General features: G+C 62.6%; 12 protein-coding genes. 11 read left to right on the top strand and 1 reads right to left on the bottom strand.

Annotated elements, in window-relative coordinates; translation table 11 throughout:
- Positions 1-28: 28 nt before the first annotated feature.
- From GE073_RS16590 to leuS, 5 genes are all read left to right on the top strand, one after another.
- Positions 29-2,464 carry a beta-galactosidase gene (locus GE073_RS16590; RefSeq protein ID WP_153783882.1) on the top strand — a complete coding sequence of 812 codons (2,436 nt, stop codon included), beginning with the start codon at positions 29-31 and terminating at the stop codon, positions 2,462-2,464.
- 18 nt (positions 2,465-2,482) lie between these two features.
- On the top strand, positions 2,483-3,733 hold the full coding sequence (locus GE073_RS16585) for a glucoamylase family protein (protein ID WP_153783881.1): 1,251 nt from the start codon (positions 2,483-2,485) through the stop codon (positions 3,731-3,733).
- Between the two features lie 30 nt (positions 3,734-3,763).
- Positions 3,764-7,108, top strand: coding sequence for a GH36-type glycosyl hydrolase domain-containing protein (locus GE073_RS16580; RefSeq protein WP_153783880.1), 3,345 nt, complete (start codon positions 3,764-3,766; stop codon positions 7,106-7,108).
- An 82-nt stretch (positions 7,109-7,190) separates the two neighbouring features.
- Entirely contained in the window at positions 7,191-8,198 is a 1,008-nt protein-coding gene (locus GE073_RS16575; RefSeq protein WP_153783879.1) for a LacI family DNA-binding transcriptional regulator, read from the top strand.
- A 349-nt stretch (positions 8,199-8,547) separates the two neighbouring features.
- Entirely contained in the window at positions 8,548-10,989 is a 2,442-nt protein-coding gene (gene leuS / locus GE073_RS16570; protein WP_153783878.1) for a leucine--tRNA ligase, read from the top strand.
- A gap of 473 nt (positions 10,990-11,462) precedes the next feature.
- On the opposite strand, the gene comER is transcribed toward leuS, so the two are convergent.
- Entirely contained in the window at positions 11,463-12,302 is an 840-nt protein-coding gene (comER, locus tag GE073_RS16565) for a late competence protein ComER (RefSeq protein WP_101807820.1), read from the bottom strand.
- Between the two features lie 245 nt (positions 12,303-12,547).
- Between comER and GE073_RS25495 the strand changes: the two genes are divergently transcribed.
- The 6 genes from GE073_RS25495 (at position 12,548) to GE073_RS25090 (ending at position 20,633) form a co-directional block, all read left to right on the top strand.
- On the top strand, positions 12,548-13,372 hold the full coding sequence (locus GE073_RS25495) for a ComEA family DNA-binding protein (protein WP_219623307.1): 825 nt from the start codon (positions 12,548-12,550) through the stop codon (positions 13,370-13,372).
- Positions 13,373-13,426: 54 nt separating this feature from the next.
- Positions 13,427-14,740 (top strand): homocysteine synthase, encoded by a 1,314-nt coding sequence (locus GE073_RS16555; protein WP_028597146.1) that lies wholly within the window; start codon positions 13,427-13,429, stop codon positions 14,738-14,740.
- 82 nt (positions 14,741-14,822) lie between these two features.
- Positions 14,823-15,365, top strand: a complete 543-nt coding sequence (locus GE073_RS16550; protein WP_228551582.1) for a deoxycytidylate deaminase — start codon at positions 14,823-14,825, stop codon at positions 15,363-15,365.
- A gap of 770 nt (positions 15,366-16,135) precedes the next feature.
- The gene (locus tag GE073_RS16545; protein ID WP_153783877.1) at positions 16,136-18,907 is read left to right on the top strand and encodes a ComEC/Rec2 family competence protein; all 2,772 of its coding nucleotides are present in this window, start codon (positions 16,136-16,138) and stop codon (positions 18,905-18,907) included.
- A 182-nt stretch (positions 18,908-19,089) separates the two neighbouring features.
- Positions 19,090-19,848, top strand: a complete 759-nt coding sequence (locus tag GE073_RS16540) for a DUF429 domain-containing protein (RefSeq protein WP_153783876.1) — start codon at positions 19,090-19,092, stop codon at positions 19,846-19,848.
- 566 nt (positions 19,849-20,414) lie between these two features.
- A complete protein-coding gene (locus GE073_RS25090; RefSeq protein ID WP_228551580.1) occupies positions 20,415-20,633 on the top strand; it encodes a hypothetical protein in 219 nt (72 codons plus the stop codon).
- Positions 20,634-20,722: the final 89 nt, after the last annotated feature.

The raw sequence follows: 20,722 nt of genomic DNA, 5'->3' as shown, positions 1-20,722 counted from the left end.
CAACCGGCAGCAAGGAAGGGGTTCCATCATGATTGAAATCGTCAACAAGCAGATTCGGATCGACGGCAAGCCGCAGCTGATTCTGAGCGGCGAAATCCACTATTTCCGCCTGCAGCGGAACGAATGGCAGGATCGGATCGACAAGCTGAAGCTGGCGGGCTGCAATGCGGTGGCCAGCTACGTGCCTTGGCTATGCCATGAGCCGCGCAAGGGCGAGCTCGATCTGGACGGACGCACCCGGCCGGAGCTCGACCTGGGAGGGTTCATCGATTTATGCCGCGACAACGGCTTGTACTTTTTCCTTCGTCCCGGTCCGTTCATCATGGCGGAGATGAAAAACGAGGGCTTGCCGTACTGGATCTACGAGGAGCATCCGGAAATCGTCCCGTCCGGCTGGGACGGCCGGCCGGCCGCGACCCGAACGGTGGATTACCTCGCGCCGGCATTCCTGGACGCCTCCCGCCGCTGGTACGAAGCGGTGATGGCGATCGCGGCTCCGCGGCTCCAGCCTAACGGGGGGAACATCATCGCCGTACAGCTGGACAATGAGATCGGCATGCTGTCCTGGGTCAGCAACGGCCCCGATCTGACCGATCTCGTCCTGGACGACTTTGCCTCCTGGCTCGCACGGGCCTACGGGCCGGAGCAGCTCGCTGCCCGCTATCCGTTCCGCCTGGAGGATGCCGAGAGCCGCGCCAGAGCGATCCGCTCCCCGGAGGAGCATTACGCTCCCGGCCTGCATGCGGATCTGGGACGCTACATGCGGAACCGATTCGCCCGCTACGTCGATGAGCTGAGGGGGTATGCCGAAGCCTGCGGCGTGAAGGACATTCCGTTTGTCGTCAACATTCACGGCACGGGCGGCGGCAGGGGATTCACCTTCCCGATCGGGATCAGCCAGCTGTACGAGACGTACGAGGGCAAGCCAGGGTATCTTTCCGGCTCGGATCTTTATTTCGGCGATCTGGATATGAATTCATTCCAGGATCTGTACCTGGTCAACGGCTTCATGGACGCGGTCCATGACGAGCATCAGCCGTTGACCTCGGTCGAGTTCAACTGCGGCGACGGCAACTTCGGCTCGACCTTCGCGTCCAGGTACGACATCTCTGCCGCCGATCTGAAAATGCGGATGTGCGTCGCCCAAGGCAACCGGCTCATCAATTATTATCTGTTCGCCGGCGGCCGCAATTATGTGCTGGAGGACAAGCCCGGCGACGGGAACGACCGCATCGCCTTCACCGGGGAGCGCCACGGCTTCGCGGCGCCGGTCAGCCCGGAAGGCGAGCTGAACTATACGTTCGACCGCATGGCCCGAGGCATCCGCGCGGTGCGAGCCGTCGAGGACAAGCTCGCGGCGATGAAGGAGGAGCGCGATGCCGTCTCCTTCGCCTTCATCCCGGACTACTACATGACCGAGTACCGCTATCCCGGAAGCGCGGCGATGAAGGCCATCTACGAAAATATCGAATCGAATCGCGCCCACTGGAGCTGGGAGACGATGGCCCGGGCGATGCTGCTGGCCGGCTACCGGTTCGGCGCGTCCGACATTCAGAACAAGCCGCTGCGAGCGTCGGAGGTGCCGGTATTGGCGCTGCTCTCCGCAAGGTATATGGACCGCCATGTCCAGGCCAAGCTCGTCGATTACTTGCGCGAGGGAGGAAAGCTGCTGCTCTACGGAGAGCTGCCGCTGCAAGACATGGAGGGCAAGCCCTGCGCGCTGCTCGCCGATGAGCTCGGCTTGAAGCATGCGGGAGACTTCCGCGACTCCAATCATGCCTATCCTTCCCTAGTGGCAGAAGGCTGGGCCGCGCCCCGGCCGGAGGCGCGCACCCATTTCGCCCAGACGTTCCAGGCCGAAGGCTCGGCCGAAACGCTTTTGCGCCTGCACGGGGAGGGCAAGGCATGCGGCTTCGACATTCAGGCCGGCGCGGGCCGCGCGATCGTGCTGACCGCCCGCTGCTCTTGCGACATCGGCTTGTTCCGCACCGCGCTCGAGAAGCTGGGCGCGCACGCGGCGCTTGCGCATGACTGTCCGCAGCACGGCATCTTCATGACCTCGACGCGCAATGAGCAGGGCGAGAGATTCCTTCATCTGCTCAATCTCGACGGCTTCGACAAGAAGTTCCGTCTCTATGAAAACGGGCGGCCGCTCTTGGACGGACGCGAGATTCGGCTCGGCAGCCGGGACGGCGTCATGCTGCCGCTGCAGGTGAAGCTGAGCGAAGCCGTCACAGTCGCTTGCTCGACCGCAGAGATCACGAGGGTGGAAGAGCGCGCCATCTCGTTCCGCCTGACCCAGCCGGAAGACGTCATCCTGCTGATCACCCCGCTCGATGCGGAGCCGAGCGCCGCCTATCATGCCGAGCGCGATGGCGATGCGCTCCGTATCGTGTCCAGGCAGCATGCCAAGGTCGATGAGCAATTGACCGTCGCCTTCGCAGCGCCGATTTCCCCAATTTAGCAGCCGGAGGTAATTCTGATGAGAGCGTCGATCAGCAACGAGGAACTGTTGGAGCTGGAAAGCAGAAAGAGCTTTGAGTTTTTTTGGGAGGAAGCCAACACAGACCCGCTCAGTCCGGGATACGGCTTGATCCGCGACCGTGCGCCGGGCCTGCCGTCCATGTCCAGCATCGCGTCGGTCGGATACGGCCTGACCGCGATCGCCATCGCCGCCAGCCGCGGATGGGCGGGCGAGGCGGAGGCCGAGCGGCGGGTGATCGGCACGCTGAATACGTTCCTGAAGCATGCGGAGCAGAGGCACGGCTTCTATTTCCACTTCCTGGACATGGATACGGCCAAGCCATACGGGGGCTGCGAGGTGTCCGTCATCGATACGGCCATCCTCATCTGCGGCGCGCTTGCGGCGGGACAATACTTCGGCGGCGAAGCGGAGGAGCTCGCGCAGGAGCTGTACGAGCGCGTCGAATGGGACTGGTACCGCAACCCGGAGACGAACCAGTTCTATATGGGCTATGACGACAAGAGCGGCAAGCATTTCGGAACATGGGACCATTACGCCGAGCAGTTCATGATGTACTTCCTGGGCGCGGCATCGCCGACCCATCCCGTGCCGGCGGACATGTTCGAGGACTTTACCCGTTATCTGGGCTACTACGGCGGCATCGGCCCGGTCATCCACAGCACGGGAGGAGCGCTGTTCGTCTATCAGTTCTCGCATGCCTGGTTCGATCTCCGCGGCAAAGAAGACAAGTTCGGCGTCGACTGGTTCCAGAACTCCGTCAACGCCACGCTCGCCAACCGTCAGTTCTGCATCGACCACGCCGGGAAATCGGCCACCTTCGGACCGAATTCCTGGGGACTGACCGCCTGCGACGGTCCCCGCGGCTACAGCGGAGGATACGGCGCCAACCCCAATACGACCAAAAGCGACTATGTCGACGGCACGATTCCGCCTTGCGGCGCGGCCGGCTCGATCGTCTTCACGCCGAAGGAATCCATCGAGGCGATGCAGCACTACTATGCTCACTATCCCAAGCTTTGGGGCAGGTACGGCTTCAAGGATGCCTACAACCTCGACGAGCAGCCCGAATGGTATGCGGAGGATGTCATCGGAATCGACAAGGGCATCACGCTGCTGATGATCGAGAACTACCGGACCGAGTTCGTTTGGAAGCTGTTCATGGACATTCCCGTCGTACGGCTCGGAATGGCCCGGTGCATGGGCGCGCCCCGTTCGGCCCTTCCAGCGGCGGCAGACGCGCTGGCCTGATCTTTTAATAGAAATGAGTGAACCCTCACCATGATGACGATCTTGCCTTCCGGCACAGAGCTGCAAGCCGGCCGATTGCGCTTCGCCTTTTTGAACAGCGGCGATCTGCAAGAGGCCAGCTGCGGGAATATCCTTATCAACCAGCTGCCGGGAAATCCGATTGACGGCTCGCTGTCGAACATCTACCTCAGGCTTCATCGCGAATCGGGCATCGAAGCGGTCCCGCTGCTCGGCATCCGTTCCTCGAGCCGCTTGAGCCGCTCCGGCCAGTCGCTGACCTGGGAAGGCTCTGCGCTTGGAATTTCCTATCGGGTGGACTTCCACCTGACCGAGGAGGACATCTGGTTCTGGGACGTTCGGCTGACGGGGAGCGGCGTCGAAGCGGACCTGATCTACGGCCAGGACATGGGCCTCGCCGACAAAGGCGCCGTGCGCAGCAACGAAGCCTACATGTCCCAATATATGGACCATCAGGCTTTTCGGGACGAGCAGAAGGGCTATGTGCTCTGCTCCCGCCAGAACCAGCCTCAGCAGGGCAGCTTTCCTTATATGCAGCAAGGGGCACTGACCGGAGCGGACGGATACTCGACGGACGGCTTCCAGTTTTTCGGACTGTCCTACAAAGAGACGAATGTTCCGGAGCGGCTGGCGGAGGAGCGGCTGGCCAATCGCGTCTATCAGTACGAATTCGCCTATGCGGCGCTGCAATCGAGACGGATTCGGCTGAACGGCGAAGCCAGAATCGTCTTCTATGGCCTGTTCAAAGAAAACCATCCGTCTGCCGTATCGTCGTTGGAATACGGAGAGGCTGTCGCGAAAGCCTGGGCGGGACTGGAAAAAAGGCCGCCGGCTCAAGGACAGGCGATTCCGAAGGCGGCCCTGAAAGCGGCGATCGGCTCTCCGTTGTCGTCGCCGGACATGGACCTCGACGAGATCCGGCTGCGCTTCCCGGAGCGCAGCCATGAGGAATGGGACGGGGAAACGCTGCTGTCGTTCTTCACCCCTGAACACGAGCATATCGTCCTCAAATCCAAGGAGCTTCGGGTGGAGCGCCCCCACGGCCATATTCTGATGGCGGGCCATCATCTGCAGATGGACGGGGAGATGCTGACCACGACCGCCTACATGTACGGCGTCTTCAATTCCCAAGTCGTCGTCGGCAACACCTCGTTCAATAAAATGCTGTCGAATACGCGAAACGCCCTTAATGTCATGAAGACATCCGGGCAGCGCATCTATGTGGAATTGGACGGCAAGTACCGCCTGCTCGCCATGCCGTCCGCGTTCGAGATGGGCTTCAATTATGCGAAATGGTACTACAAGCTGCCCGGGGATACGCTCGTCGTCGCCAGCTATACGCCGGTCGACGAGCCGGAGGTCCGCCTCCGCGTCGTCTCCGAGACCGGAAAGGCTTACCGTTATCTCGTGACCAACCAAGCCACGATGAACAACAACGAATACGAAACGCCGTTCCACATGAGCCGGGACGGCGACGGCCTGATCTTCGAGGCGGACGGCCGCTCGCTCTGCGCATCGGCCTATCCGAAGCTGCGCTATCGCCTGCGCGTGACAGGGACGGACTTCCGGGCCGGCGACGAGTGTCTGCTGGCAGACCAGGTGGAGACTCGCTCGGCATCGCTGGCCGTGCTGGAGCTTGGCGCGAGCGCGTCCTGGGAGCTCGCCATCCAGGGGCTGCTTCACGGCAAGGAACGGCCGGCTGTTCCCCGCGACATGGAGTCGGAGATCGCCAAGTACCGCAGCTATCTCAACGCGTTTCTGAACGGCTTCCAGCTCTCCCTGCCCGGCGGATCGGACTCGGAGCTGGGCCGGATCAACGTCCTCGCCCGCTGGTACACCCATAATATGCTGGTGCATTTCTCCGTTCCGCATGGTCTCGAGCAGTATGGCGGGGCCGCCTGGGGGACGCGGGACGTCTGCCAGGGGCCGGTGGAATATTTCCTGGCGACGCAGCGGCATGAAACGGTGCGCCGCATCCTGCTGGAAGTGTTTTCGCATCAATATGAAGACACGGGCAATTGGCCGCAATGGTTCATGTTCGACCGGTATTACAAGATCCAGGGAGAAGAAAGCCACGGCGACATCATCGTGTGGCCGCTCAAAGCGTTGGGCGATTATTTGAACGCGACGAAGGACTACGGCATTCTCGAGGAGCTCGTGCCGTATATGGACCGCCATGCGTTCGAGTTCACCGACGAGAAGGCTCCGATCCTGGCGCATCTCCTCAAGGAGATCGGGTACATCAAGGAGCATTTCCTGCACGGGACGCATTTGTCGGCGTACGGAGACGGGGACTGGGACGATACGCTCCAGCCTGCCAACGCGCAGCTGAAGCAATTCATGGTCAGCAGCTGGACGGTCGCCTTGACCTACCAGGCATTCGCCCGCCTGTCGGCCGCCCTCATGGAGCGCGATGCGGCGTTGGCGGCGGAGCTGCGGGAGCTCGCCGACTCGATCCAGGCCGACTTCCAGCGGTACATGCTGCCGACCGGCGTCATTCCCGGATTCCTGTACATGGAGGAGCCGGGGCAGCCGGAGCTCATGCTGCATCCCGAGGATGCGAAGACGGGCATCCGCTACCGGCTGCTCCCGATGACGCGCAGCATGATCGCCGAGCTGCTGACCGAGGAACAGGCGGAGGCTCATTATGCCCTCATCAAGGAGAAGCTGCAGGATCCCGACGGCGTCCGGCTGATGGATCGTCCCGCCGCTTATGCCGGCGGCGTCAGCACGCGCTTCAAGCGCGCCGAGCAAGCCGCCAATTTCGGGCGGGAAGTGGGGCTGCAGTACGTGCACGCCCATATCCGCTTCGTCGAAGCGATGGCCAAGCTCGGCCATGCCGACGAAGCGTGGCAAGGGCTGCACCGAATCAATCCGGTCGGGCTTCGCGACTACGTGGCCAACGCGGACCTGCGCCAGAGCAACGCCTACTTCAGCAGCTCGGACGGCAAGTTCAACGACCGCTACGAGGCTCAGGAACGATTCGAAGAGCTCAAGCAAGGAAAGGCTCTGGTAAAGGGCGGCTGGAGAATCTACTCCAGCGGACCCGGCATTTATATGAACCAGCTGATCTCCCATTGTCTCGGCATCCGCATGGAAGGCGGCGATCTGGTCATCGATCCCGTCCTGCCGGACCATTTGGACGGACTGCATTTCGGCTATCGGGTGTACGATCTGCCGGTCGAATTCGTCTATCATCTCGCCAGCGGACAGTCTGGCCAGATTCTCGTGAACGGGACGGCCCTGTCCGGCCGCGAGCAAGCGAACCGCTACCGCCGGGGCGGCTCGAGGCTGAGCCGGGAGCTGCTCCTGCCGCTTTTGAAGTCCGAAGGAAACCGGATCGACATCTACGCATGATCGGGACATCCAGGCTGAACGCTTCACCATCCGCTCCACAGCAGAGCTCCGAAGGATGATCACAGGAACAGGGGACATGCATGTGGCAACGATCAAAGACATCGCCAAACGAGCAGGAGTATCCATATCCACGGTTTCCTATGCGCTCAACGGAAGCTCGAAGGTCACGGCTGAAACCTCCGCCCGGATCCTTGCCATAGCCAAAGAGCTCCACTACATCCCCAACGCCGCGGCCCGCAACCTGAAGAAGCAGGAAAGCAAAGTGATCGGCGTTTTTCTCAGCGACTTCAACGGGGCTTTCTACGGCGAATTGCTGCAAGGAATGAAGGAGGGCTTGAAGCGGAGCGGCTACGATCTTGTCGCCTGCAGCGGCAAGCAGTCGCATCGGCTGCTTCCGCAGCGGATGATCGACGGCGCCATCGTGCTGGACGAGTCCTTTTCGAGCGAAGAGCTGCTCGGCTATGCGGACATGGGCCATAAGGTGGTCGTGCTGGACCGCGACCTGCGCCATCCGAACGTCAATCAGGTGCTGCTGGACAACAAAGCGGGAGCCAGGCTCGCCGTCGAGCATCTGATCGAGCTCGGCCATCGCACGCTCTATGTGGTGACGGGGCCGAAGGGCTCGTTCGATTCCAGGCAGCGCCTGCAGGCCGTCAAGCAGGTGGCGGCCCGGCATCCGCATCTTCGCTACAAGGAGATCGAAGGGGATTTCAAAAAAGCCTCCGGAGCTCTGGCCGGCCTTCAGATCGTTCAGGAACTCACCGAGCCTGCGGCCGTCTTTTGCCTGAACGACGAGATGGCGATCGGGATGTACGAATACTTGACCACGACGGATGTCCGGGTCGGACGGGAGATCCACCTGATCGGCTTCGACAACATCGACGCATCCCAGTACATGCGGCCGCGCCTGGCGACGATCGACTATTCAAAGCGGATGTGGGGCTGGCTGTCGTCTGAACAGCTGCTCAAGCTGATCGCCGGCGAGTATGTCGAGCATGAGCGCATTTACGTCACGCTGAAGAAGGGGGATTCCATGGGACCGGCGCACAGCTCCGGCTTCGCGGAGCCCTCCCGGCTGGCGCATTCTTGACTCGATGTCGGCGATCCACTATAATCGAGGTTAATTCGCTATAATTGGCGTTGATGAGGAGCAGTAGGCTCCGCAGCGGAATTCAGAGATCCGGAGAAGTGGTGCGAGCCGGAGCCGCAGCGTGCCGAATCTCGCCTCGGAGCCGCAAGGTCATCCCCGCGCGCGGGAGCAGCCTTGCCGACCGGCCCGCGTTAAGGGCGTCAAGAGGGGGCGGACCGGGCCATCGGCCGGACGTCAACTAGGGTGGTACCGCGGGAATTCAAACCTCTCGTCCCTAGCGTTCAGCGCTGGGGGCGAGAGGTTTTTTTGCATGTCCGCACCGCTTCAACTCGAACAGGAGGCCATAACGATGAGTCAAGACCGCAACCACAGCCAGGGCTACAACCCCCAGCAGCTGGAGCCGAAATGGCAGCAGTACTGGGATGAGCATAAGACGTTCGCCACGACCGAGGAGCCGGGCAAGCCGAAGTTCTACGCGCTCGACATGTTCCCGTATCCGTCCGGCGCCGGCCTGCATGTCGGCCATCCCGAGGGCTACACGGCGACCGACATCGTCTCCCGCTACAAGCGGATGAAGGGCTACAACGTGCTGCATCCGATGGGCTGGGACGCGTTCGGCCTGCCGGCGGAGCAGCATGCGCTCGACACGGGCGAGCATCCGCGCGACATCACGGTCAAGAACATCAACAACTTCCGCCGCCAGATCAAGTCGCTCGGCTTCTCCTACGACTGGGACCGCGAGATCAGCACGACCGATCCGGACTACTACAAGTGGACGCAGTGGATCTTCATCCAGCTGTACAAGAAGGGCCTCGCCTATGTCGCCGAGATCCCGGTCAACTGGTGCGAGGCGCTCGGCACGGTGCTGGCCAACGAGGAGGTCATCAACGGCTTGTCGGAGCGCGGCAACCATCCGGTCGTGCGCAAGCCGATGCGCCAGTGGGTGCTGAAGATCACCGAGTACGCCGAGCGGCTGCTCGAGGACCTGGAGGAGCTCGACTGGTCGGAGAGCATCAAGGACATGCAGCGCAACTGGATCGGCAAGTCCGTCGGCGCGGAGGTCGCGTTCGCGGTGGACGGCTCGGACGCCGAGATCCACGTGTTCACGACGCGTCCCGATACGCTGTTCGGCGCGACGTACTGCGTGCTGGCGCCGGAGCATGAGCTCGTCGACATCATCGCCAGCGAGGAGCAGCGCGCCGCCGTGGCGGCCTACCGCGAGGCGGCCGCCCGCAAGAGCGATCTGGAGCGGACCGACCTGGCGAAGGAAAAGTCCGGCGTATTCACCGGCGCGTACGCGATCAATCCGGTGAGCGGCGCGAAGGTGCCGGTCTGGATCGCCGACTACGTGCTCGCCGGCTACGGCACGGGCGCGATCATGGCGGTGCCGGGCCACGACCAGCGCGACTGGGAGTTCGCCAAGCAGTTCGGCCTGCCAATCGTCGAGGTCGTGCAGGGCGGCGATATCGAGCAGGAGGCTTTTGCCGGCGACGGCCCGCATGTGAACTCGGAGTTCCTGGACGGCAAGTCCAACGCCGAGGCGATCGCCGCGATGATCGCGCGCCTCGAGGAGACCGGCAAGGGCCGCGGCAAGACGACGTACCGGCTGCGCGACTGGCTGTTCAGCCGCCAGCGCTACTGGGGCGAGCCGATCCCGATCCTCCATCTGGAGGACGGCAGCATGAAGCCGGTGCCGGAGGACCAGCTGCCGCTGCTGCTGCCGGATGTCGACGCGATCAAGCCGTCGGGCACGGGCGAGTCGCCGCTGGCGAACGTGACGGACTGGGTCAACACGACCGATCCGGAGACCGGCCTGCCGGCGCGCCGCGAGACGAACACGATGCCGCAGTGGGCCGGCAGCTGCTGGTACTACCTGCGCTTCATCGACCCGCACAACGACAAGGAGCTCGTCTCCAAGGAGAAGCAGCGCGAGTGGATGCCGGTCGACCTGTATATCGGCGGCGCGGAGCATGCGGTGCTCCACCTGCTGTACGCGCGCTTCTGGCATAAGGTGCTGTACGACATCGGCGCCGTCGACACCAAGGAGCCTTTCCACAAGCTGGTCAACCAGGGCATGATCCTCGGCACGAACAACGAGAAGATGTCCAAGTCGCGCGGCAACGTCATCAACCCGGACGACATCGTCAGCCAGTACGGCGCGGACACGCTGCGCCTGTACGAGATGTTCATGGGGCCGCTGGAGGCGACCAAGCCGTGGAACGAGAGCGGCGTCGAGGGCATGCACCGCTTCCTGAGCCGCGTCTGGCGCCTGTTCGTCGGCGAGGGCGGCGAGCTGAACCCGCGCATCACGGACGAGGCCGGCAGCGACGCGTACAACCGCGTCTGGCACCGCTCGATCAAGAAGGTGTCGGACGACTTCGAGAACCTGCGCTTCAACACGGCGATCAGCCAGCTGATGATCTGGGTCAACGAGGCGTACAAGGCGGAGACGCTGCCGCGCCGGTCGATGGAGAACTTCGTGCAGCTGCTGTCGCCGCTCGCCCCGCATATCGCGGAGGAGCTGTGGGAAAAGCTCGGCCGCGAAGGCTCGATCAGCTACGTCGCCTGGCCGGAGTTCGACGAGCAGTGGACGGTCGACCAGGAGGTCGAGATCGTCGTGCAGGTGAACGGCAAGATCGCCGAGCGCGTCTCGATCGCCGCCGACATGGATACGGCCGAGATGGAGCGCGTCGCCAAGGAGCTGCCGCGCGTGGCGGAGCTGATCGCCGGCAAGACGGTGCGCAAGGTCGTCGCCGTCAAGGGCAAGCTCGTCAACATCGTGGCGAACTGAATCGGCTGGGGCTTGGAGCGGTTCACCCTCATGGAGAAAGAAAGGCCCGTCGTCCAGTTGGACGACGGGCCTTTTCTATCGACGGATTGCCGGGCCGCCGCCGCCCATTTGGGTGATTGATCACACAAGGTTTGATCTCATGGCAGACATTTGGCGCGTTTGTGTGATTTTTCGTACAAGCTTGGCCGTCTTCGAGGGTCAGGCGGGGAAATGGTGTGGTTTATCGTACAAATGGGGCGGAATCGATCCCTGTCACGGAGAATTTGTACGACATTTCATCCAAAATCGTCACGGATCATCGGACTTGTGGATGGCTCTTCGGCAGCTTGGCGAAGAGGAGCCGCGATCGGCAGCGTGATTCTGAGAACAGACTATGCTATGATGAAAAAAAAGCCCCCGAGGGGGCTTGATCTTTCCTGAGGAAAGCATCCCGGAGAGGTGAACGGACCCTGAGTCCGCTTCTTATGAAGCGGTCAGGGACCGTTCACCTCTTCGCCGTATAGGGCGGCTTGCACCTTCTCGAGATCCTCGCGGTACTTGTCATGCGTCGTGCGGATCAGCTTCTGGAACACGCCGTCGGTTTCCTGGCGCAGCAGCTGCAGCCCCTGCTGGGTGATGCCGCCCGGCACGGAGACGCGCTGGATCAGCTCCTTCGGCGTCATGCCGCCCTCGGTGAGCAGCTTGCCGGTGCCGAGCAGCATGGCGCTCGTAATGGCGACCGCCTCGTCGGGGTCGATGCCAGTCACTTCGACCGCGGCGTCGACGAGCCGCTGCGCGAGGAACGCCATGAACGCCGGCCCGCAGCTGGACAGGTCGGACACGACGCGCGTGTACTGCTCGTCGATGAGCAGCGGCTCGCTGATATGGGAGAGCAGTCCTTCGAGCAGGCAGCAGTCGGGCACGGTCATGCGGCTGCCGAACATGCAGAGCGAGACGCCGCTCAGGACGCCGCTCGTAATGCTGGGAATGACTTTGGCGATGCGGCAGGGGAGCTGGTCCTCGAGCTGCTGGATGAGGATCGGGCTCGTGATCGAGACGACGATCTGATCCTCCCGCGCCCACGGGCGCAGCTCCTGCAGCACCGTCTTGAATTCGGACGGCTTGATGCAGAGGAACGCGCAGTCGCATTGCAGGATCAAGTCGCGGTTGCTCGCGGCGGCGGTCATGCCGGGATAGGCGGCGGCGAGCCGCTCCGCTTTGGCTTGGGTGCGGTTGGCGACGACGACATCGGATGCCTCAAGGGCTCCCGAACGGACTAAGGCGTCCACGAGCAGGCTGCCCATGCTGCCGGTACCGATGAAACCCACCTTCATGAATGAATCCCTCCTAGCGGGCTGAGGCGCGCTCTGTACCGGCCTGGCTTGGCAGGGCGCCTCGCATGGAACCGGCTGGGAAATTGCCGCTTGCGCGGGAATTCCGCCGATTCCGTCAGGCCATCCGGGAGCCGCTGGGCGGACGGATGGCGAATCGCTATTACTGTATGCGGCGAGGCCCGGCCAACATGTCGAAACGAACGCCGGATTTTGGAAAAACATGAAAACAAGGAAGGATGAGGGGCATGGACGATCGGATGAAAGGGAGGCAAGGGTGGAAGAAGGCGGGCATCGGCGTGCTGGCGGCGACGGGCTGTCTGCTGCTCGCGCTCGGCCTGCAGCCGGCTCGGGAGGCGGAGCCGTCCGGCTGGATCCGGCTGGACGCCGCCGCAGGGGATTCGGCGGCGCTGACGGCCGCTGCGGGGGAGAGCGGGCAGGAAGCGAAGAGCGGGCAGGCGGGAACGAGTGACGGGGGCGGTGCCGGGAGCGGGAAAACAGGAATTGGTGACGGGGACAATGCCGGGAGCGGGAAAACGAAGGATGGAGCGGGGAGCAGCCAGCAGGAGCAGGCTGCATCCGGAACGGAGCGAGGCGCGGATCAGAGCGCTTCGAGCGGCGCGGTCTCTGCAGCGGGGCAGGGCGGAACGGCGGGAGCGGCCGGCGGAGCCGCGGGTGCAGGAGCGGGAAGCGGAGCGGCAGGAGCAGGTGCAGGGGCGGGAGGTGGAGGCGAGGGAACGGGGGGCGGAGCGGCAGGAGCAAGTGAGGGAACGGGAGGCGGAGCGGCGGGCGCAGGCGAGGGGGCGGCCGCTGATTCCGGCAGCGGCCAAGGAGGCGCGTCCGCGCCTGCCGGCGGCTATGCGGCGGACGGCCGCCTCGACCTGAACCGGGCGACGGCCGAGGAGCTGGACGGCTTGCCCGGCGTCGGTCCCGCCAAAGCGAAGGCGATCGTGGACGACCGCGAGCGCAACGGACCTTTTGCCAGCGTGGAGGATGTCGAGCGGGTCAAGGGGATCGGCCCGAAGCTGCTCGAGAAGTGGAAAAATCTTGTTGTGGTCTCCCATCGGATGTGAGAAGATGGACAGGACGAAACCAATTAATCTTACCGATATAGGAGGAGAATGAATATGGCAGAACAACGCAAGCCGGCCCCGGAAACGCTGGCCGTACACGGCGGGCAGGAAATCGATCCGACGACGCAGTCCCGCGCGGTGCCGATCTACCAGACGACGTCCTACGGCTTCGAGAGCACGGAGCATGCCGCAGACCTGTTCGGTCTCAAGCAGTTCGGCAACATCTACACGCGCATCATGAACCCGACGAGCGACGTGTTCGAGAAGCGCGTCGCCGCCCTCGAAGGCGGCGCGGCCGCGCTTGCGGTCGCCTCGGGCTCCTCCGCGATCACGTTCTCCATCCTCAACATCGCCTCCGCGGGCGACGAGATCGTCAGCTCCTCCAGCCTGTACGGCGGCACGTACAACCTGTTCGCGCACACGCTGCCGAAGCTCGGCATCACGGTCAAGTTCGTCGACAGCTCCGATCCGGAAAACTTCCGCGCCGCGATCACGGACAAGACGAAGGCCGTCTTCGGCGAGACGATCGGCAACCCGCGCGGGGACGTGCTGGATATCGAGGCGGTCGCCGCGATCGCGCATGAGAACGGCATCCCGCTCATCGTGGACAACACGTTCCCGAGCCCGTACCTGCTCCGTCCGATCGACTTCGGCGCCGACATCGTCGTGCACTCCGCGACCAAGTTCATCGGCGGCCACGGCACGTCGATCGGCGGCATCATCGTCGACAGCGGCAAGTTCGACTGGACGCAGAACGACAAGTTCCCGGGCCTGACGCAGCCGGATCCGAGCTACCACGGCCTCGTGTACACCGATGCGGTCGGCCCGATCGCCTACATCATCAAAGCCCGCGTGCAGCTGCTGCGCGACATCGGCGCGGCGATTTCTCCTTTCAACTCCTTCCTGCTGCTGCAAGGACTGGAGACGCTCCACCTGCGGCTGGAGCGGCACAGCACGAACGCGCTCGCGGTCGCGCGCTGGCTTGAGGGGAACGACGCCGTCGCCTCCGTCAGCTACGCCGGCCTGGAGAGCCACCCGTCGCATGGGCTGGCGCAGAAGTACCTGCCGCGCGGCCAAGGCGCGATCCTGACGTTCGAGATCAAGGGCGGCGTCGAGGCCGGCAAGGCGCTCATCAATTCCGTCCAGCTGTTCTCGCATCTGGCCAACGTCGGCGATTCCAAGTCGCTCATCATCCATCCGGCGAGCACGACGCACCAGCAGCTGTCGCCGGACGAGCAGCTGAGCTCCGGCGTGACGCCAGGCCTGATCCGGCTGTCGGTCGGCACGGAGCATATCGACGACATCCTGCATGACCTGGAGCAGGCGATCCTGGCGAGCCAGGCCGTAGCGGCCGGATCGGCGAGCTGAAGGCGGCCGGCAGCCGTATGACTTTCCTTTCGAATCCGGTATAATGGCTTCAGACAGGATTCGACAGGGAGGAGGGGCTTCGATGCCCGATCGGATGCCAGGACAGCAAGAAGAGGTCCGCAAGGACTGGGATACGTATTTCATGGACATCGCCTATATGGTCTCGACCCGCTCCCGCTGCCCGCGGCGGCATGTCGGCGCGCTGCTCGTGCAGGGCAAGAAGCTGCTCGGCACGGCGTACAACGGCGCGCCGATGGGCGTCGCCGACTGCTCGGAGGCGGGCTGCATGATCGTCGAGGAGTGGGAGCAGCGCGAGGGCGTCGCCGGCGAGCCGGAGATGGTCAAGAAGCAGCGCTGCATCCGCACGATCCATGCCGAGCAGAACCTGCTGCTGTTCACCGACCGGATCGACCGCGAGGGCTCGACGGTGTACGTGACGGACCAGCCGTGCTGGACGTGCGCGAACATGCTCGCCAACAGCGGCATCGTGGAGATCGTGTTCCACCGGGGCTACCCGAAGGATGCGGCCAAGGTGGAGCATCTGATGGCGCAGAAGGGCATCGTGTTCCGCCGGCTGGACGGCTATGCGCCTCCTCCGCAGGCGGGCGCGGCGGTGGTCGACTGAGCAGCCGGACGGCTGCCGGGTGATGGAGGCGGCTGGAGCAAGGGCGGCTGCTTGGTGGATGAGGACGACTGGAGAAGATCGGCCGGAGCAGCGTCTGCTGGTTGGCAGAAGGCGGGCTGGAGAAGGACGGGCCAGAGCAGGCGAGTCTCTGGGACGAACTGGTTCGGGTGGCTCGGACGAGCACGGAAGTGGACGGACGAGCGACTCCTCGACGGAGCAGCCGGCTTGGAACGACCCGATAGGCGGCAAGGACGAGGTTGAAGAATGGTTGCAAGGAGGAAGCACCTCCTGGAGCATCGCGTGTTCGCGATGGCCAGGAGGTGCTTTTTTCGTTGCGAAAAGGGACTTTAGCGAGCGGCTCCAATGCCGAGCGGCGGAGTTGCGCGGAAAAACCGAGCAATGGGGTTCGAACAGGAGCCCTCGCGTCGGAGTTGCGCGGAAAAACCGAGCAACGGGGTTCGAACAGGAGCCCTCGCGTCGGAGCTGCGCGGAAAAACCGAGCAACTAGGCTCGAACAGGAGCCCTCGCGTCAGAGTTGCGCGGAAAAACCGAGCAACTAGGCTCGAACAGGGGCCTTCGCGGCGGAGCTGCGCGGAAAAACCGAGCAACGGGGCTCGAACAGGAGCCCTCGCGCCAGAGTTGCGCGGAAAAACCGAGCAACTGGGTTTGAACACGCGTTTCGCAGTGACGGGTGTTTCTAACGCCAACTGTATCCGTTAAGGAGATTCGCGATGAACCACGCTTGAATGGATATGAGGAGGTGAAGCCGGATGATCGAGCCTTCGATGCGGCAGCAGCGGGGAGTGGCGGCCGAGCCGCTCCGGCAAAGAGAAGGCTGGCCGATCGAGCCGCATCGGCGGATAAAAGGCTGGCTGGACGGGCGGCCGCTCGTGTGGGCGGCCGTCTGCTTCGTCGCGGGCAGCTCGGCGGCCGCGTATGCGTCCCCCGGCGGCATGCTCGCCGCCGGGCTCGGGCTCGGCCTGGTCCTGGCGGCGCTGGCGCTCGCCGGTCAGGCCAGGCCCGGGCTGGCCGCCGCTTGCCTGGCGGCCTATGCGCTTGCCGCAGGCGAGCGGCAGTGGGCGGAGGCGCGGTCCGTGACCGCGCTTGCCGCCGAATACGCCGCCGCCGCGGCGCAGCTGGAGCCGCCGGAGCTGCGCGCCGAGGCGGCCGGGACGATCGCGTCGCCGATCCGGATCGACGGCGACGTGGCGCAGCTGCGCGTGGAGGCGCATCGCCTCCGCGCGGGGGACGCGCAGCAGGCGGCGCCGCTGCGCGAGACTTTGCTCGTGCGCGTGAAGCTGCTGCACGAGCACGAGCTTGCCGCCGCCCGAAGCTGGCGGCGCGGGGACAGCGTGCGGCTGCGCGGCACGCTGGAGGTGCCGGCTCCGCCGGCCAATCGCGGCGGCTTCGACTACCGCCGCTACCTGCGCAGCCAGGGCATCGCCTGGCTGCTGCAGGTGCAGGGCGCGGACGCGGTCGAAGCCGCGCCCGGCCGCCCCTGGAGCGCCGCCGCGCTGCTCGGCCGCATGGACGCGGCCCGCGCGTCGCTCGGCGGCGCGCTGGCTCGGCTGTATCCGGCGGACCAGGCCGGATACATGCAGGCGCTCGTCCTCGGCGACCAGGACGAGACGGACCCGGAGCTGTACCGCCGCTTCGCCCGGCTCGGCCTGACGCACATCATGGCCGTATCGGGCATGCATGTGGCGGTCATGCTCGGCTTGCTCGGCGGCATGCTGCGCCTGCTCCGGCTGTCGCGAGAGCGCATCCTGCTGCTGCTCATGCTCGCCGTGCCGCCCTATGTGCTGCTGACCGGCGCGTCGCCGTCGATCCTGCGCGCCGGCTTGATGGCGCTGCTCGGCCTCGCCGCCGCCCGCGCCGGCAAGCTCAAGGACGGGCTGCATCTGCTGGCCGCCTCCGCGGTGCTGCTGCTTCTTTGGGAGCCGCGGCTGATCGAAAGCGTCAGCTTCCAGCTCAGCTACATCGTCACCGCCGGGCTCATCCTCGGCGTGCCGGCCGCGCAGCGCGTCTGGCCCCGTCCGCGCGGCCGGTCGCGCTTCGTCTACGATGCCGTCGTCGTCACGATCGTCGCGCAGGCGGCTTCCTTTCCCGTGACGATCTTCTATTTCAACCAGCTCCATCTGCTGTCGCTGCCCGCCAACCTGCTGCTCGTGCCGTTCATCAGCTTCCTCATCATGCCGGCCGGCGCGGCGGCGATGCTGCTTGATCCGCTGTGGCCGGGGCTCGCGCAATGGATCGCGTCCGCTTCCGCTGTCGGCAACGAATGGACGTTCCGGCTCATCTCCGGGATGGGCGGCTGGCGGCCGGGAGCGACGGTGTGGGCGACGCCTCCGCTCTGGTGGATCGGCGCCTACTACGGGGCGGCGTTCGGGCTGCTGCTGGGCCTGGCTCGTTGGAAAGCACTCCGGCAAAACGAAGCGGCCGCCGCCGCCGAGGCCGGGGAAGACGACACGCAGCCGCTTGGCGTCCTGGCGACGGCAGCGCCAGCGAGAGCGGCCTCCGCTGGAGGACTCGGCCCGCGAATGCATCGCCTCGAGGCTGTTCTCGCCTATGCGCGAAGCCGCTCGCCCCGTCTCCGCTCGCTCGCAGCAGCGGCCGCAGCGGGAGCGGCGCTGCTCCTCCTGCTGCTGCATGCCGCCCATCCGGACTGGAGCGGGCGCTCCGCGACCGTGTCCTTTCTGAACGTCGGCCAAGGCGATTCGATCCTGATCCGCACCGCTTCGGGCAAAACGATGCTGATCGACGGCGGCGGGACGATCTCATTTCAAAAGGAAGCCTGGCGCGAAAGGCGCGATCCATATGAGATCGGCCGCAAGCTGCTCGTGCCGCTGCTGATGAAGCGCGGCGTCGACCGCATCGACCTGCTCGTCGCGACGCATCTCGACCAGGATCATATCGGCGGCCTGGAGGCCGTCGTCGACAGCCTGCCCGTGCGGCGGCTGCTTTGGAACGGCAGCCTCGACGCCGCAGGCGAGCCGCCGCCGTTTCTGCGAAAGGCGATGGAGCTCCGCATCCCGCTCTACGGCGCTCAGAGCGGACAGTCCTGGCAGCTCGACGGCGAGACGAGGCTGGACATGCTGTGGCCGGACGAGCAGGATGCCCTGCAGCCGCAGGAGGAGCAGAACGAGCGCAGCGTCGTGCTGCTGCTGACGATTTCGGGGCGGACGTTCCTGCTGACAGGCGATCTCGGCAGCGTCAGCGAGCCAAACGTGCTCGCAGAGGCGCGAGAGCACGGGCTCGCAGGCCCGATCGACGTGCTCAAGGCGGGGCATCACGGCAGCAAGCATTCCACGTCGCCGGCTTGGCTGGCCGCTTGGCGTCCGTCGATGGCGGTGCTGTCCGCGGGCCTCGGCAACCGGTACGGCCATCCGGCGGAAGAGGTGCTGGAGCGGCTTAGGCGCGCCGGCTCGCAGCCGCTGCGCACGGACCACAGCGGGGAGATCGAGTTTCGGATCCATCGAGACGGAGAGATGGAGATGAGGCTGCTGCGGGACGAAGGGGAGGCGATAGGGCAGCGGAGCTGAAATGCTTGATCTCATCCAAGAGGGAGCAAATCCAAGCAACAATCGGGCTGTAAGCCATCAGTAAATGGATGTAACTTTCTTTAGTGATTAACGGATTTAAAAAAAGCGTCTGAATGGTTAAGCTGTTGTAATAATACACCGATAATTGCCTAAAGGCTGTGCATGCATAGGAGGGAATAAATATGAAAACCGTAGGCGTTGATATTGCTGGGGCAAAGAATACATGGATGGCTTTGATTGATCTTGATTCACAGTCGAATGAATTTGATGAAGAATACCCTAAAATGCAGACACTAGAAGAGATTGTAGTTTATTGTTTAGATCCTAAAAACGATGTGAAAAATATCGTGATAGACGCGCCGCTCTCGTATGCTATTGACGAAGAAAATGGGATGAGAGATTGTGAGCTCTTGTTGCGAGAAGCTCTTTTTTGCAATGGATATAAACGCGAGTATGTGGCTTCAAGCAATTCACTGCAAGGGGTGGCCATTCGAGGATACCGTCTTGCTGAAGAGCTCCGGCAATGCGGATTTAACGGGGACATTCTTGAAATTATCCCCCGCTACTGCCTGGCCCAATTCGCTACCGCATCTGGTAACAGCCAGTTGATCCAAGCCATTAAGTCCTACAAGGTACTGTCAAAGAAAGACAAGCAGGGAAATGAAATCATTGATAAAAGTTCCGTCATATTAAAACGAAAATGGATATGGGATGAATGGCGGAGCTTTTATTTTGGCGCCCGCGAAGATGGATTTCTGCTTGGAAAGTTTGAAGGCTCCAATCAAGACGGCATCATAGATGCTTTTATCTGCGCGACAATTGGATACTTGCTTCATAACCAACCATCATCACTACGATTGGTTCCACACAAACCGAATCATCCTGAAAAAAGGAGAGGCTTTGTTGCTGGTATTCATGTTCTAGGGGAGGGACACTTTTGATCGGTCGTGTCAGTCGAGGTGAAAAGGATGCACGGTATTGGTTTGATCAAGGTTTTACAATGAAAGAAGCTGCAAATTATTTGAATATGTCACTATATAAAATTTGAAAACTAATTCGCGAAGATTGCATCGCCTATTCAAAAATTAGCTCAGGGGTTACCTTTCATAAGCGAATACTGGATTAGTGGTCTAATGATGAAGATGATATTGAAACAGATCATCGAGTAGCATTATATGAACACTCTGAACGCTATCCAGTACTAGTGCCTGCAAATCTAAAGGCACCCTTTGAGTCTGTTGTCCAATATATCGACGGGCAAAAAGTGACCATTAATGGGGACAAAACAACCAAGAAATGAGTATACCTCAAAAGTACATTGAAACGCATTGTGCTCTTGAACCAGGAGCTTTAACGCATAAAGTCTTTGAGCCGAACGTAAGCTAATATTTGAACGTTAGAATCAAACGTTAGAATTAGAAGAACCATCCGAATCCGGGATGGCTCTTTTAATGGTTAAAATATTTTGCAGTTACCACTCAAGCATCGGCCAAAAAGGAAGATTTTTTTGTACATCCGATATACCATGGACCAGCTTTTCCTGCCCGTGGATTTGTCCGAGGACACCCCCGAAAATTACCTCGTTCGTGTCGTGAATTTTGCAAATGCCTATCCAGGTGGAGGCCGAGACATGCGAAATGGCCAGCTCAAGCCGGGCTACAACGTTCAGATCGGTACGGAAAAGCAGTTCATTCTTCTCGGCTACGCTCGGAAACGAGATGCTTGAAACTTCATCTGGAGCAGGTTAAAGCTACGCTCGGCACCCTGCCGAAAACGCGCATCCGGTTACGGCGGAGAAGAGAACTACGCCTGGTT

Origin of the sequence: Paenibacillus sp. B01 (assembly GCF_009649995.1) — a bacterium.
GTDB lineage: Bacteria > Bacillota > Bacilli > Paenibacillales > Paenibacillaceae > Paenibacillus_O > Paenibacillus_O pasadenensis.
Note: the sequence above shows the minus strand (reverse complement) of the source record. Positions and strands in the feature narration are given on the sequence as shown.

Bases quoted from the DNA above. Each gene is read 5' to 3' on its own strand.
- comER (WP_101807820.1), bottom strand. From the start codon at position 12,302: ATGAAGGTGGGTTTCATCGGTACCGGCAGCATGGGCAGCCTGCTCGTG.
- GE073_RS16585 (WP_153783881.1), top strand. From the start codon at position 2,483: ATGAGAGCGTCGATCAGCAACGAGGAACTGTTGGAGCTGGAAAGCAGA.
- GE073_RS16540 (WP_153783876.1), top strand. From the start codon at position 19,090: ATGAAAACCGTAGGCGTTGATATTGCTGGGGCAAAGAATACATGGATG.
- GE073_RS16580 (WP_153783880.1), top strand. From the start codon at position 3,764: ATGATGACGATCTTGCCTTCCGGCACAGAGCTGCAAGCCGGCCGATTG.
- GE073_RS16550 (WP_228551582.1), top strand. From the start codon at position 14,823: ATGCCCGATCGGATGCCAGGACAGCAAGAAGAGGTCCGCAAGGACTGG.
- leuS (WP_153783878.1), top strand. From the start codon at position 8,548: ATGAGTCAAGACCGCAACCACAGCCAGGGCTACAACCCCCAGCAGCTG.
- GE073_RS16590 (WP_153783882.1), top strand. From the start codon at position 29: ATGATTGAAATCGTCAACAAGCAGATTCGGATCGACGGCAAGCCGCAG.
- GE073_RS16545 (WP_153783877.1), top strand. From the start codon at position 16,136: ATGATCGAGCCTTCGATGCGGCAGCAGCGGGGAGTGGCGGCCGAGCCG.
- GE073_RS16555 (WP_028597146.1), top strand. From the start codon at position 13,427: ATGGCAGAACAACGCAAGCCGGCCCCGGAAACGCTGGCCGTACACGGC.
- GE073_RS25495 (WP_219623307.1), top strand. From the start codon at position 12,548: ATGGACGATCGGATGAAAGGGAGGCAAGGGTGGAAGAAGGCGGGCATC.